The 14,137-nt window shown below is 66.7% G+C and carries 17 protein-coding genes; 14 read left to right on the top strand and 3 right to left on the bottom strand.

The genetic code is table 11. The features are described from left to right. Positions 1–127: 127 nt before the first annotated feature. On the bottom strand, positions 128–508 hold the full coding sequence (locus F1D05_RS10655; RefSeq protein WP_246486849.1) for a GAF and ANTAR domain-containing protein: 381 nt from the start codon (positions 506–508) through the stop codon (positions 128–130). Positions 509–1,404: 896 nt separating this feature from the next. Between F1D05_RS10655 and F1D05_RS10650 the strand changes: the two genes are divergently transcribed. The 14 genes from F1D05_RS10650 to F1D05_RS10590 all read left to right on the top strand — a co-directional run bounded on the left by F1D05_RS10650 (position 1,405) and on the right by F1D05_RS10590 (position 11,829). Beyond that, a complete protein-coding gene (locus F1D05_RS10650; RefSeq protein ID WP_246486848.1) occupies positions 1,405–2,109 on the top strand; it encodes a GAF domain-containing protein in 705 nt (234 codons plus the stop codon). Between the two features lie 70 nt (positions 2,110–2,179). Continuing rightward, the gene (locus F1D05_RS40035) at positions 2,180–2,371 is read left to right on the top strand and encodes a hypothetical protein (RefSeq protein WP_246486583.1); all 192 of its coding nucleotides are present in this window, start codon (positions 2,180–2,182) and stop codon (positions 2,369–2,371) included. Continuing rightward, entirely contained in the window at positions 2,322–2,900 is a 579-nt protein-coding gene (locus F1D05_RS10645) for a GAF and ANTAR domain-containing protein (protein WP_246486582.1), read from the top strand. Before F1D05_RS40035 ends, F1D05_RS10645 begins: the two co-directional genes overlap by 50 nt. Before the next feature lie 192 nt (positions 2,901–3,092). After that, entirely contained in the window at positions 3,093–3,866 is a 774-nt protein-coding gene (locus F1D05_RS10640; protein WP_185447272.1) for a GAF and ANTAR domain-containing protein, read from the top strand. Positions 3,867–4,102: 236 nt separating this feature from the next. Continuing rightward, positions 4,103–4,699, top strand: coding sequence for an RNA polymerase sigma factor (locus F1D05_RS10635; RefSeq protein ID WP_185447270.1), 597 nt, complete (start codon positions 4,103–4,105; stop codon positions 4,697–4,699). Between the two features lie 87 nt (positions 4,700–4,786). Further along, on the top strand, positions 4,787–5,293 hold the full coding sequence (locus tag F1D05_RS10630) for an STAS domain-containing protein (protein WP_185447268.1): 507 nt from the start codon (positions 4,787–4,789) through the stop codon (positions 5,291–5,293). Between the two features lie 216 nt (positions 5,294–5,509). Further along, on the top strand, positions 5,510–6,229 hold the full coding sequence (locus F1D05_RS10625) for a sortase (RefSeq protein WP_185447266.1): 720 nt from the start codon (positions 5,510–5,512) through the stop codon (positions 6,227–6,229). Positions 6,230–6,287: 58 nt separating this feature from the next. Continuing rightward, positions 6,288–6,947 (top strand): ferritin-like domain-containing protein, encoded by a 660-nt coding sequence (locus F1D05_RS10620; protein ID WP_185447264.1) that lies wholly within the window; start codon positions 6,288–6,290, stop codon positions 6,945–6,947. A 12-nt stretch (positions 6,948–6,959) separates the two neighbouring features. Beyond that, positions 6,960–7,589, top strand: a complete 630-nt coding sequence (locus tag F1D05_RS10615) for a ferritin-like domain-containing protein (protein WP_185447262.1) — start codon at positions 6,960–6,962, stop codon at positions 7,587–7,589. A gap of 420 nt (positions 7,590–8,009) precedes the next feature. After that, complete coding sequence (locus F1D05_RS10610; protein ID WP_185447260.1) at positions 8,010–8,282, top strand: hypothetical protein; 273 nt, start codon at positions 8,010–8,012, stop codon at positions 8,280–8,282. Between the two features lie 8 nt (positions 8,283–8,290). Further along, a complete protein-coding gene (locus F1D05_RS10605) occupies positions 8,291–8,740 on the top strand; it encodes a hypothetical protein (protein ID WP_185447258.1) in 450 nt (149 codons plus the stop codon). A gap of 108 nt (positions 8,741–8,848) precedes the next feature. After that, entirely contained in the window at positions 8,849–10,405 is a 1,557-nt protein-coding gene (gene istA, locus F1D05_RS10600) for an IS21 family transposase (RefSeq protein ID WP_185442125.1), read from the top strand. Further along, on the top strand, positions 10,402–11,229 hold the full coding sequence (gene istB, locus F1D05_RS10595) for an IS21-like element helper ATPase IstB (RefSeq protein ID WP_185442126.1): 828 nt from the start codon (positions 10,402–10,404) through the stop codon (positions 11,227–11,229). The genes istA and istB overlap by 4 nt, the downstream gene beginning before the upstream one ends. Positions 11,230–11,421: 192 nt before the next feature. Next, the gene (locus tag F1D05_RS10590; protein ID WP_185447256.1) at positions 11,422–11,829 is read left to right on the top strand and encodes a hypothetical protein; all 408 of its coding nucleotides are present in this window, start codon (positions 11,422–11,424) and stop codon (positions 11,827–11,829) included. Positions 11,830–12,028: 199 nt separating this feature from the next. On the opposite strand, the gene F1D05_RS10585 is transcribed toward F1D05_RS10590, so the two are convergent. Beyond that, entirely contained in the window at positions 12,029–12,568 is a 540-nt protein-coding gene (locus tag F1D05_RS10585; RefSeq protein WP_185447254.1) for a hypothetical protein, read from the bottom strand. Next, positions 12,561–13,979 carry a molybdopterin-dependent oxidoreductase gene (locus F1D05_RS10580; protein WP_206686157.1) on the bottom strand — a complete coding sequence of 473 codons (1,419 nt, stop codon included), beginning with the start codon at positions 13,977–13,979 and terminating at the stop codon, positions 12,561–12,563. Before F1D05_RS10580 ends, F1D05_RS10585 begins: the two co-directional genes overlap by 8 nt. Between the last annotated feature and the right edge of the window lie 158 nt (positions 13,980–14,137).

The raw sequence follows: 14,137 nt of genomic DNA, 5'->3' as shown, positions 1-14,137 counted from the left end.
GCCTGGCTCCGCGTCCGCGGCTACATCTCCACCGCCCGCAAACACCGCATCTACGTTCTCACCGCGCTACGCGACGCCATCACCGGCAACCCCTGGAAACCACCGGTGCCAACCGGAACCTGAATGGTTACTCTGTGAGAGCCCGGGGGTGCGATTCCCCCGGGCCACTCGACCGGCGCAGGATCAGAAACGCCCGATCGGCATCGACGCTGAATCGTTCCATCAAGATGCCCAGCGCCTGACCGACCACGCCCCGCGCGTCGACCGCGCGCTGCAAAGTGTCCTCTTGGCGGGCACTGGCCACCGCGACCGAGGCGTGCCGGGCCAGTAGGTGCGCGATCGCGACGTCCCTGGGCTCGAACGCGTACGGCTTTGCGGCCACCACGTTCAACACACCCAGCATCTCGTCGCCGACGCGGATCGGGATCGCCAGCACACTGCGCAGACCCAGCTCGGCCAGCTGTGCGGCCCACACCGACCACCGGTCATCGGACACGGTGTCGCCCACCAGCACCGTGAGCTGATCCGTGACCGCCGCCAGGCAGGGACCCGCGCCGGCCGTCAGTAGCACCACGGCAGCCAAATCCTCACCGACCCGCGAAGTCTGCCCCCAGGTCAGCTACCCAAGCACTTGGCCTCCAGGGTGTATGAGGCGGTCGGTTGGCGTGCGGACCCCGCGACAGGGTGAGTGATGCGAGTGGCGAGCGAGCGGTCGGCGCAGATCTTGTTGGAGTTGACCGGGGCGGCGGCTGGTGCAGGGCCAGGCGAGGTGGCCGCGTACTGGTGCGGGCGTGTGCCGCAGCGTAGCCGGTGACTGGTGTCGGGCCGGTGTGGACGACTGATTCGGGGCCAGGGTCGATGCTGGCGGCGAGCGATGGCCCGGGGTGATGGAGGAGTTGTAGTTCACCGTTGGTGAAGGGCCGTGTGGAGTCGACGTCGACGGGGGCGGCCGGTGCTGCAGCCGGATCTGGTACACGGACTGGACCGGCCCGGTGGCCGGTGTTCGCGTCTGGTGCACTGGACGCGGGGGTGTTCGCGGTGTTTGCGTTCCCGTTGCAGCTGGGCGGTCACCGGGTCGGGGTGCTGGATCTTACCGCGAGCGGGTGGGCCTTTGAGCGAGCTCGAGATCGCCGAGGCGCTGGCGTTCGCTGAGGCGGCGGCGACGACGGCTGTGGCATCTGCAGGCCGATGGCGTCGACCTGACCGGCCCGTACCGCTGACGTTTGTCGCCCGGACGTTACGGTTCGATGTCTGAGGGCGAACGCGGGCCGGTGACGGGCTCACCTTCCCAACCCACCCGCGGGTGGGTTGGGGGCTCAAGGGAGCAGACGTGCTTAGGTATGGGTGTTGATCAATGCAATATCGAGCCGCTGGCTGGACCAGCGACGGGGCGGGGCGGTGACCATGGTGACTGCGCGGTCGGCTCAGATCCTGTCGGGGCTGACCCGTGCCACGTTCACAGGCGCCCAGGCGGGCGGCCTTCCTTCGCTGCTGGTCGAGGCGTGTGCCGCAGCGCTGCCCGTGACCGGTGTCGGATTGGTGTGGATGACCAATACGGGGCCGGGGTCGATGCTCGCGGCGACCGATGGCCCGGCCCGGGTGCTGGAGGAGTTGCAGTTCACCCTTGGCGAGGGGCCGTGTGTGGAGTCGTCCACGACCGGTCGGCCGGTGCTGCATCCGGACCTGGAGCGGACCGGGGCGGCTAGGTGGCCGGGGTTCACCGCGGGTGCGCTGGAAGCCGGCGTGCGGGCGGTGTTCGCGTTCCCGTTGCAGGTCGGCGGCATCCGGGTGGGTGTGCTGGACCTGTACCGCGACCAGACCGGAGTGCTCGGTGATGCCGAGGTCACTGAGGCGCTGGCCTTTGCTGACGCGGCAACGACGATCTTGCTGCATCTACAGGCCGATGCCGAGGAGCTGCATCCGCTGCTGGCCGAGGCGATCGGTTACCGCACGGTGGTGCATCAGGCGACCGGCATGATCGCTGCACAGCTGGATGCCGGACTGGCTGAGGCGTTGGTGATGCTGCGCGCCCGCTCGTACGCGCTGGAACGGCCGGTCACCGACGTGGCGGTCGATGTGGTGGCCCGGCGGTTACGGTTCCACCAGTGACGACCACCCGGCCGATAACGATCGACTGGAACAGGCACAGCCCCCAGGGCACTGAAAGGAAGACGACGAAATGACGCAACGCGAAGAACGCTTGGCGGAGGTCTTCGTCGAGCTGGCCGATACCTTGACCGCCGAGTTCGACCTGGTCGACCTGCTCGCCACCTTGGCCGAGGTCAGCGTCGAGTTGCTCGCCGTGGACACGGCCCGGGTTGATGCTGGCCGACCAGCGCGGCGACCTTCACTTCATGGCCTCCTCCGATGAGCAGGCCGAGCTGCTGGAGTTATTCGAACTCGAGCACAGCCAAGGCCCCTGCGTGGACTGTTTCCGGACCGGTCAACCGGTAGTCAACGTCGACCTGACCGCGGGACGGTGGCCCCAGTTCGCCGCGGCGGCGCTCGCCGCCGGGTACGGGGCAGCGCACGCGCTGCCGCTGCGGCTGCGCGGTGAAGTGATCGGCGCGATGAACCTGTTCAGCACCGGCACCGCTGCCCTGACAGCCGAAGACCTCAAGCTGGGGCAGGCGCTGGCCGACATGGCCACCATCGGCCTGCTCCACGAGCGGGCTGTGCGGGAGCGGGAGGTGCTGGCCGAGCAGCTCCAGCACGCGCTGAACAGCCGGATCCTGATTGAACAGGCCAAAGGCATGCTTGCCGAACGGGCCGGGCTGCCACTCGGCGAAGCGTTCGCCGCGATGCGTTCCTACGCCCGCAGCAATAGCCAGACCCTCACCGCTGTGGCCAATGCCATCATCGGTGGCTCACTCGACAAAGCCGCCATCCTCGCTCACTGACCTGGTACGCGCAGTCCTCAGGACTTCACGCGAAGAGCGGTGTACGGGATACGCCTGCGCATGGCCCAATCGTGAAGATCTGTTCGACGATGATGACGCCGGACAGCCGGGCGAGGCGCATGATGGGGGCAGAGTCGGCCGAGTTGGGGCGGGCGGGTCCAACGGGGCCCGATAAGCAGGAGAGGCCTAGCGATGAGCGGCACCGGTCACGGCACTATCGACAACACATCTGATGTTTTCGCCGACCTGGCAATGGAACTCTACGAATCCGTCGGTGTGGAACACACGGCCGCGGCGGTCCTGCAGTTCGTACTGCCCGCGGTCGGCTGCAGTCACGCCGCGATGGTACTGGCTCACCGCAGCGGGAGGCCCGCGATCGCTGCCGTTACCGATCCGATCATGGAGACCGTCTCCCAGTTACAGATGGACACCGGTGACGGTCCGCTGATCGTGGCCCTCGCCGACGGCATCCCCGTCCTGGTCCGCGACAGCACCACAGATGCGCGGTGGCCCGAGTGGGCCACCAAGACCTGTGAGCTGGGGCTGCGGACCGTCCTGCAGGTGCCGCTGCGCACCGGGCAGCGCACCACCGGCGTACTGACCTTTGGCAGTTCCGGACCGGATGCGTTCGACGCCGGGGACGAGGCGATCGCTCACATCCTGGGCCTGCACGCCGCGATCGCGATGGGCACAGCCCGGCACGAGGAGACGCTGCACCAGGCAGCCGATGCCCGCAAACTGATCGGGCAGGCGATGGGGATCCTGATGGAGCGCTACAGTCTCGACGACGAACAGGCGTTCGCGACCTTGCGCCGCTACTCCCAAGACAACAACATCAAGCTGCACACCGTCGCACTCAGGTTGATTGCCACCCGCAACCTTCCCGGGCGATCAGCCCCACCGTCTAACAGTGACATCGCTCAAATGACCCGAGGACGCCCAGCCAGTGTGCAGCCGTCAACTTGAGCCTCCGGATATCGAGCGACGGCAATCGCCGATACAACACTGCTCAGTCCGCTAAGCAGGGCGTCCGTCGACCACCCTCCCAGGGCCATGCCGGCTGATACCGGAACGGTGACGAGAGTTGCGCAGGGCGCCCTTGGCGTGGTTTCGTTATGCGTACAAACACTCTTCGAGTGGTGCTGCCTCGGACCCCGGTAGCGCATCGAGCCGATGTATCTACCCCGGATCGGGGCATTGTCATGTCCGTATCGCTGCGACACCGACGGCCAGCCTCCACGCCCCTCGCGACGCACCATCAGCAGAACGCCGCGGGCGACCGCCGGCTGCTGACGTCGGCGCGAGGCGGCGACGACGCCTCGATCGCGCAGATCTACGACCTGCACGGCCTAGCGCTGCTCAACTTGGCCTGCGCGGTCTCGAGTGACCGCGAAGCCGCCGAGTCGGCCGTCGTCGAGGCTGTGGTCCAGGCCTGCACCGGCTACGGCAACGCTGACCCGTCCGGCAGTCTGCGTCACCAACTCGCCCGGCTGACCTACACCCACTGCGTGCGCCCCCGCGGCTCCTCTCAGGCATCGGCCGCGGCTGGCGGAGGGGTCCAGCCGCAGTCGGGGCTGGGGGTGGCGGCAAGCCGTGGGTTCAGCGTCTTGTCGCGCCACCAGCGGGGTGTCTTGGCGCTGACCGTCTTCGGTGACCATTCCTACCGCGAAGCCGCCGACTTGCTGGATGTCACGCCGGCCACGGCGGGCCGGGCTGCTGAAGTCAGGTCTGCTCGAATGCCGGCGAGCGATCGACGGCCTGCCGAACACCACGAGCTCCCTGCCCGGGCCCCGAACTGAACCTCAGATAGCTGACCGACACGGGTCAGCGGATCCGGGTCGGCCCCATCACCAATGACGGGTGCGTTCCGGTTGCAAGGAGAGGCCATGTCGTCAACCTTCACCCCGAAGGTTCGCCAGCCGGTGGCCGAGACGGCGGCTCGACGAGCGACCCAGATCTGCCTGCAGGTAGCCGATGGCCTGCTGGTCATCGACGTAGCCGGCACCTTGAACCACCACTACACGGCACAGTTGCGGGAGGTGCTGCTGGATGCGTGCGACCTCAGTGCCGGGGTGGTGCAGCTGAACCTCGACAAGACCGACGGTCTGGGAGAGGACCTGCCAGCAGTCCTCCGGGAAGCTCTGCAACGGTCCTGGACCAATCGTTGCCGCCTGCAAGTAGTCGCGACGAACCCGGAGGTTCTCGACGCCCTGATGGACGCGGGCATCGTGAACGACCTCGAGGTTCTGTCCATCGTCACCGCAGCGCCACCGACCAAAGGTGGACCTCGAGGGGCCCCGCGTCGCGAATCTCGCAGGCGACCGGCTTTCAATCCACCAGGGATAGCTCCCAGACCGCGACAAGGTGATGAGGCCGCGTCGCGGTGTCGATGATCTGCGTCGGTCGTTCGCTGCTTGGCGGCGGCCAGATCGGCCGCGGCCAGATCGGCTGCGGCCGGACGGCGAAATAGGCCCGCGCCGTCTCCCATCCGGGGTGCCTATAGCTCCGAACACCGTGGAGGTGATTCCTTTGAGACCGTCGACAGTAGAAGCCACGACCGGCAGCGAGTTCCCATCGACGACATCTCGCCGCAGCGGCGGTGAGATCCGATGAGGGGATGGAAGCCGGTCTGGCGCTGGGTGGCCGCGAGCAGCGGGTTCGCCGCGTTGGTGGTCGTCGGCGTGGTCGTCTTCGGACCCGACAGCTCCACCAGTGCGTCGCAGAGTGCCGGGCCGCCGACCGGACAGACCCAGCCTGGTTCGGCGGCCAGTTCTGCTGATCCCGCCCTCGTGGACCGGATGCTGGATCAGTTGCGCGACGGGAAGCCGGTCGAGCCTCAGTTCAGCTCTGGTGACAACCCCGCGCAGGGCGTGCCGATCGAGGCGATCAAGGCCAAGCCCGGCGAGCAGTTGCGGCTCGGGCGGCTGGTGATCCCCAAGTTGGGTGTCGACCAGCAGCTCAACAACGGCGTCGACGAAGCAGCCCTGGTCCACGGTGTCGGCCACTGGCCCGGCACTCCGCTGCCCGGTAGTCCCGGCAACAGCGTCGTCAGCGGCCACCGGAGCACCAACGAGAAGCCGTTCCTGCACCTCGAGCGGCTCAAGTCGGGCGATCCGATCCGGGTCACCGTTGGCGACCGCACGATGACGTACAAGGTGATCGCGAACACGATCGTGCCCGAGTCCGGCTACGTGCAGTTCGTGTTGCGCCAACCCACCAAGCCGGCCGACAAGCTCATCACCTTGTTCGCCTGTAACCCCCTGACCGCCCACTACCAGCGCATCGTCGTTCAGGCACGCGCGGTGGAAGGAGGGCCGACCAATAGGTAACAGTCCGGCAGTGAGCCGGGAGCAGACGCTTCCGGATCGATTGCACTGAAGGAGAGTCATGGGTATCAACAAGATCTTCGGGGGCCGTCCGGTACTCGAATTCGCCGACGAGCACAGCAGGCGCAGCTTCCTGCGCAATGCAGCCCTCATCGGCGTCGGCGTCACCTACGTCGCCACCCGCCCCGGCGACCCGGTCGCCTTCGGCAACGCCGACCGTGGCTTCAAGAACGATGCCGCCAAGTCCGATCTCGACATCCTCAACTACGCCCTCACCCTGGAGTACCTCGAGGCGGCGTTCTACACCGCCGGGTTGAAGGCTAAACTGCTCAAGGGCCGCGACCTGGAGCTGATCGACCCGATCCAGCAGCACGAGACCGACCACGTGGCCACGGTGCGCAAGACCATCACCGACCTGGGCGGCAAGCCGGTCGCGCAGCCGAAGGTGAAATTCCCGGCCGGCACTTTCACCAGCCGCGCAGCGTTCCTGAAGACTGCCGGCACGTTCGAAGAGCTCGGCGTCAAGGCCTACCACGGTCAGGTCACGCTGGTGAAGGACCCGGCCCTGCTCGCCGCCGCAGCCTCCATCGCCGGGGTCGAGTCCCGGCACGCGGCCATCATCGCCCAGATCACCGGCGGGAACCCGTTCCCGGCGCCGATCGAGGCCAACCTTCCGATGGGCGCGGTCCTCAAGGCCGCCATGCCCTTCATCGCGAAGTAGGAGGACCAGCACATGACTGACACAACTGCCGATCTCATCCACGGCAACGCCTCCGCAGTACCGGCCGGCGTCGCAATCGGGGCCCTGAACAACGGGTTCCACCTCGCCTCCGCGAAGGACTTCAACAGCGACATCGAGGTCCTGAACTACGCGCTCACGCTGGAGTACCTGGAGGCCGAGTTCTACCGCCAGGGCAACAAGGCGAACCTGGTGACGGGCAAGGAGAAGCAGTACCTGATGCAGATCGGCGCCGACGAGGCCTCGCACGTCGCGACGCTGACCGCCACGATCCAAAAGCTCGGCGGTACCCCGGTCGGCGCCCCGGCCGTCGACTACGGCGGTGCCTTCGACAGCCGCAAGAGCTACCTGACCACCGCGCACATCTTCGAGAACAAGGGCGTCGGCGCCTATCTCGGAGCGGCCGGGTTCATCAAGAACAAGATGATTCTCCAGGCCGCGGCCGGCATCTTCGGCGTCGAGGCCCGCCATGCCGCTGTGGTCGGCAACCTGCTCGGTCTCAAGGCCGAAGGGGGCGTCTACATGGGGTCCTTTGAAAAGGGCGCGTCCAAGAGCAACGTCCTGGCCGCGGTCGCACCTTTCCTGGTGAACCCCGACAAGGTCGTTGCCGCAATCACCTACTGATCACGGCACCGTCCAAGCCCAGCCGGTCACTCCACCGAGTGGCCGGCAGGCGTTCGTCTGACGCGAGAGTTCGGACGCCAAAGTGGCCGAAAGCCACATCGTGCCGCCACCTCGCGTCGACATTTGCATCCGCCCCAGCACCTATTGCGGTACCGCTCCGACAGGGCGTTCAACGGTTGGCTACATCGCCCGAACGAACAGCACAGCCGGGCGCGAGTAGACAAACGGTGAAAGCCCTGTGTCCGGGTCGTCCATGCTTGACGATGGTGATCGCCCTTTTGAGGTGATCGTCGATGGGTACCGAACGGACAAGTGTTGGCACGACTAGGTCGATGGTTGACCACGGAATCGGGTGCGCTTTTGTTGCTAGGCGCAAGTTCCCGGGCCGCTCGGCTGACGATCTGAAGGAGTTGGTAGGCGATGTCGGACAAGAGGGCCAACGTCCTTGCCCAGGAAGTCTTTGGCGAGGCAGTCAATAGTGGGAACCTCAACGGATTCGATGACCTGGTAGCGGTAGGCACGGTCGATGACGGTCCCGCTCCTGGTCTGATCCCAGGGCCGTCGGGCTACCAGGATCTGATCAAGGTCCGGGGTCTTCAGATCGGCCGGTTCGTTGTCGGCAAGCTCGTCGAACGCTGGGGTGGCAGCGACCAGCTTGGCAGCATGACCCGGCTCGGACTGGTCGCCGTATGAACCGACAGATGAGCCTGTGGAAGGGGTTTGGAGCCGGGCTAGCTGCCGGCGCCGCCGGTACGACGGCGCTCAACGCCGTGACCTATCTCGATCTGGCCCTGCGCGGGCGTCCGATCAGCAGCACTCCAGAGGACCTGGTGGAGAAGCTCGTCGCCAGCGCCAACGTCGAGATCCGCGGCGACGAGGAAAGCCGCAGCAATCGGGTCAGCGGGCTGGGCCCGCTAACCGGGCTCGCCGCGGGCCTCGCTGTCGGCGCCGCTCTCGGGTTGGCGAGGGCGTTCGGTTTCCGCCCGAACTTCGTCGCCGCCGGCGTCATCGCCGGTGCCGCGGCGATGGCTGGCACGGACGCGCCGATGGCCGCTCTCGGGGTGACTGACCCCCGCGGCTGGGCCGCCAAGGACTGGCTCAGCGACGCGGTTCCCCACCTGGCCTACGGTCTCGTGAGTGTGCCAGTCTGATTTGGCCCCACTTGGGGCGGTAGTGATGGCTTGATTTGGCTCCACCCTCGACCATCCAGTCCTCTACGTTCGTGTCGTCTGCCAAGGCGATCACGAGAGGTGGAGGGGTTGAAGGAGAGATCGAGAGTGGAGCAGTTCGAACGTATCCGACGCGAGCGTCGAGATGAAGGTTTGTCGATCCGGGCACTGGCGCAGCGCCACCAGGTCCATCGGCGCACGGTGCGTCTGGCGTTGGGTGATGCGGTGCCTCCGACGCGGAAATCTCCAGAGCGTGTGGCGCCGGTGCTGGGCCCGCATCTGGCCACGATCGGTGGCTGGCTGACCGCGGACCTGGACGCCCCGAAGAAGCAGCGGCATACCGCTCGCCGGGTCTGGCAGCGGCTGATGGAGGAAGAGGGTGTCGTGGTGGCCGAGTCCAGCGTGCGGGGGTTGGTCGCCCAGCTGAAGACCGAGATCGGTGGGGACCGGGCGCAGGTGATGGTGCCCCAGACTCATGGACCGGCCGAGGAGGCCGAGGTCGACTTCGGGGAGTTCACTGCGGTGATCGCTGGGGTGGTGATGAAGGTGTTCATGTTTTGCCTGCGGCTGTCGCATTCGGGCAAAGCGGTCCATGTTGCCTATGCCAATCAGACCCAGGAATCGTTCCTGGATGGGCATGTGCGTGCGTTCGAGGCGCTGGGTGGGGTACCGACCGGGATGATCCGTTACGACAACCTCAGGCCCGCGGTGATCCGGGTCGCGCTGGGCCGGGAACGGTTCGAGCATCCACGGTTCATCGCGATGCGCTCCCACTACGGCTATGACTCGTTCTTCTGCGCGCCAGGCTTAGAGGGTGCTCATGAGAAGGGCGGTGTCGAGGGCGAGATCGGCCGGTTCCGCCGACGGCACCTCACTCCTGTCCCGCACGTGGCATCGTTGGCCGCGCTGAACCAGGCCCTGGCCGCCGCCGATGCCCGCGACGACGCGCGCCGCATCGGTGCCCGCGCCGAGACCGTGGGAGCGGCCGCGGCCCGTGAACTGGTCTTGCTGAACCCGCTGCCGAGTGAAACCTTCGATGTCTCGGCCCCGCTGTCATGCCGGGTCGACGCCAAAGCACGGGTCTGTGTCCGCCAGTCGTACTACTCGGTCCCGGCCCGGTTCGCTGGTCGCCGGCTCGAGGTTCGTCTCGGCGCCACCGCGGTGATCGTGCTCGACGCAGGCAAGGTGATCGCTGAACATACCCGGTCGCTGCACAAGGGCAGCGAGGATCTCGTTCTGGACCACTATCTGGAAGTCCTCACCCGCAAACCCGGCGCCATGTCCGGGTCCACCGCCTTGGTCACCGCGCGAGCATCCGGGGCGTTCACGGCGGTTCATCAACGGTTCTGGGACGCCGCCCGCAAGCAACACGGCGACGGGCCCGGCACCCGCGCCCTGATCGGGGTGCTGTTGCTCCACCGCACCATGACCGCGACCGTGGTGAGTGCGGGCATCGAAGGCGCGCTGGTGCTCGGAAACTTCGATCCCGACCTGGTCGCGGTCACCGCACGCAGCGCGATGACCTCAGCCGGCGCGACCTCCCCGCCGGTCCCGGTTCCACCCACCGCGTCCCACGCTGCGACGACCCAACGGCCGACGCCATCACTGGCCGACTACGACCAACTACTCCAGAAAGAAACCGCATGAGCCCCGCCACGAAAACCGCGCCAGCCGCCACCCCGACGACCACGGTGACCGCCCTGTCTGACCCCGCCGCCGAGGCCGCGATCCACGCCGCTTGCCGACTACTCGCACTGCCCACCATCCGCGCCGAAGCCATCGCGATGGCCGAGGCCTCAGCCAAGCAACGCCTTACCCACAAGGCATTCCTGGCCGAAATCCTCACCGCGGAATGCGACGAACGCGACGCCCGCCGCCGGATCCGGCGAGTCAACGAGGCCAAGTTCCCCCGCACCAAACGCCTCACCGAGTTCGACCACACCGTGCTGCCCGACCTACCGGCACCGACGCTGGCACACCTGGCCGGCGGCGGCTGGATCGACGCCGGACAACCACTGGTCCTGCTCGGCGACTCCGGCACCGGGAAAACACACCTGCTCATCGCACTCGGCACCGCAGCAGCCGAGCAAGGACGCCGGGTCCGCTACGTGACCACCGCCGCCTTGGTCAACGAGCTCGTCGAAGCCTCAGACGACAAACAGCTGTCCCGCGTCGTGGGCCGCTACGCCCGACTCGACCTGCTCTGCCTCGACGAGATCGGCTACGTCCGCCTCGACCCACGCGGCGCGGAACTGCTCTTCCAGATCATCACCGCCCGCGAAGAACGAGCATCCATCGCCTGCGCATCCAACGCCCCATTCTCCGAATGGGGCGCCACCTTCACCGACCCCCGCCTCGCCGCCGCAGTCGTGGACAGACTCACCTTCAACGCACACATCATCCAGACCGGCACCAAGTCCTACAGACTCAACACCACCCGGCAAACCCGCAGCCGAACCGCCACCAACTAACCCAAGACAACACCACCAAAACAAGCAGGGTGGGGCCAAATCAAAGCATCACAGCGGGGCCAGATGGGGTTGTCATACTCAGTCTCGTCACCGCCGCGGTCGTTGAAGGCCTCGACCGTGGTTGATCCGAATGTGACCGGCGGCGAGTCGTCCGTGCGGAACGAGGCAGCGCCGTCGGTTAGAGGATCCACGATGTTGACCACACGGGTTGATGAGCAGAGCGCTATGTCGCCGTGGGTGGTGGTCGGTTCGGCGCTGGCGGCGACCGGCGACACGCGGATCCAGCGGCTGGATGGGTTGAGCGAATTGTTCGTGTTGCGGTGGCTGCTGGTAGATATCGGCACCAGCATCGACCAGCTCGACCAGTGCACCACCCCCGGGGGGAGGCTTCGCGGGGAAGCCCGTCAAGCCCTCCATGCGATTCTGCTGGCCACTGACCGCATCGATACTGCGCTGGACCACCTGGCGGAACTGGAGCCCGCTCCTGGATTCCGGGCCCCTGTACCGCTGGACACCCGGTCGCTGCCCGGGCTGACCGAGTTCGACGACTATTGCCGCCGGGCCCCCGAACGGTCGGGAAGGCCAGGAGAAGGAAGGTAGTCAGAAGTCCCCGGCGGCGCGGTATCTGCCTGCCTGATCGTGACATTCCTCGGCCCGGGAATGGATTGGCGGGCTGATGGTGTTGGCGGAGACCGGTTCACAGCCGGCGCAGGGCGGCACGCCTGCGGACTACGGTGCAGTCGACCTGGGCAGAGGCGATCCTCGCTGTTCGAACCGTCAACACATTCCCGCGCCGCTGCTACTCGTCATTGGCGTGGTCGAACGGAGCGCGGTCGGGGTTGTGGTGGTTTGCTGACCGTGTCGTGTGCCGGTGGGCGTTGCCGAGTCGGGCGGCGTACAGGATCGCCGAAACACCAAACATGGCGGCGCTGATTAGCAGCCATCGGCCCAGGTAGGGCTGTTGGGTCTGGCCAGTTGCTGCGAGGTAGGTCTGACTTCCTTGTTTGATGATGCCGGGGAAGAACACCACGAAAAGGAGCCCGCAACCCAGCATTGGAAGCCGCAGGTAGTTCACCGGCGACACTCCTGGCCTGCGTTCGGGGTGGGATCGGTGCAGGGCGCGCCACGTTTGCGTGAGCGAGCGGTCGGCGAGGGCATAGAGGGGGAACAGGATCAGGTCGTGGCCGATGATCGAGGCTGCGAACCAAATCAGGACCCGTACCAGCATCGGTTCGCCGGCCAGGTGGATCACGGCGTAGCCGGCCAGCGCGAAACAGCCGAGTAGGGCCAGCAGGTGCAGAGGGTTCGCGCCGTACAGGCGGGCCAGGGTTTTACGCATGGCCTTTGCTCCGGAAGTCGATCGAGTGGACCCATTTGGTGTTGTGCACGCCCGGCAGGGCGGGGACGATAACGCGGCCAGGGAAGCCGTGATCGGCGGACAGATCGGCCCCGTTGACTTGTAAGGCGAGCAGCGCGTCGGGGTCGAGGATCTGGTTCGACTGCAGGATCGCCTGCCCGAACGGGCCGCCTTGTTCCAGTGATTTCACCTGCGCCGAGTGGGGCACGGGGATGCCGGCGAGTGCGGCGAGATCACGCAGCCGCACACCGCTCCAGGTCTGGGTGGTGGACCAGCCCTCGACGCACGCGATCGGCAGGCTTGCGGTGTGCTGTTGCATCGCCAGTAGCGCCGCACGGTCCAGTGTGACCGGCCGTGGGCCACCGGTGAGGGACAACCGCCAACCTTGGCCGGTGTCGGCGGGTTTGATGCCGGCGGCGGTCGCGGTGCGGTTGATCGGGAAATCGGTGGGCCCGGTGCCGTTGGAGCGGCCGCGCGGCAGTAGCAGGGCAGCGTGGCGGGTGATACCGCCGAGGGTCTGGCCGGCGGTGAGGGCGGCGATCAGCAGTGCCCCGCCGCCGACCAGTCCCAGTGCGCCGCGGCGGCTGACGGTGGCTGGGGCCGGGTCGGTGGCGACCAGGCCACCGGGGTCGAGCGGCTCGGGTCGGGTCGCGGCCCGTGAGGTGCGCAGGACGGTCCGCAGCGATTGGGAGCGCAGGGAGCGCAGCATCAGGGGTAGTTTGAGGCCCAGGTGGACGGCGAATGCACCGATGAACACCCAGGCGCCGTAATAGTGGGCGGCGTAGAAGCTGAACCCGAAGATGTAGTCGTATTGGATGTTAAGGACACCGGTGGCGATCTCGAACAGGATGCCGCCGACCAGCAACAGCAGCGAGACCCGTTCCAGGACCTGAGCTACTGAGCGGGCCGGTGGCCAGCTGAACAGTTTCGGTACCACCGACCACAGTTTGGCCAGCACGATCGGGATCAGTACCAGCCCGAGCCCCACGTGGAGGCCCTGGTTGAGCCGGTAGAGCCACGATGGGCTGGTAGGCCAGTCGAAGATCGGCAGGTGCAGCCAGCCGACGTTGCCCGGGAGCGCCTGCCCGAACTGGGGGCCGTAGGCGATGTAGGAAAGCAGGCCGCTGACAATAATCACCGGCAGGCACACCAGCAGTACTGCCGCGAAGACCGATGTCAGCCATGGTCCCCGCAGCGGACTCCGCCAGGCCCGTGTTCTGCCCAGGCCCGGCGGACGGTGCGTCTCCAAGGCGCGCCACAGTCCAGCAGGGAATCCGTACCTGGGTCCTTCCACATCGACGTCGCCGGATTGCTGCCCAGTTGCGGGCTCGATGACATCTGGTCCGGCCGGTACGCGGCCGGGCTCATCAGACGGTGGACTGTTGCCTGTCAAGGAGTGCTCCTTCACCACTAGGAAGCATCAGGACTCGCCCTGACGATCCTTAAACCAACCCCACCTGAGGCAGAGGCGCCCGATCGAAACGTTCGTCCCTGAGGAAAGACATCGCTCACCTACTCATCACACCGCAGACGCGGCCTCAGTAGTGCCAC

Origin of the sequence: Kribbella qitaiheensis (genome assembly GCF_014217565.1) — a bacterium.
Taxonomy (GTDB): Bacteria; Actinomycetota; Actinomycetes; order Propionibacteriales; family Kribbellaceae; genus Kribbella; species Kribbella qitaiheensis_A.
Note: the sequence above shows the minus strand (reverse complement) of the source record. Positions and strands in the feature narration are given on the sequence as shown.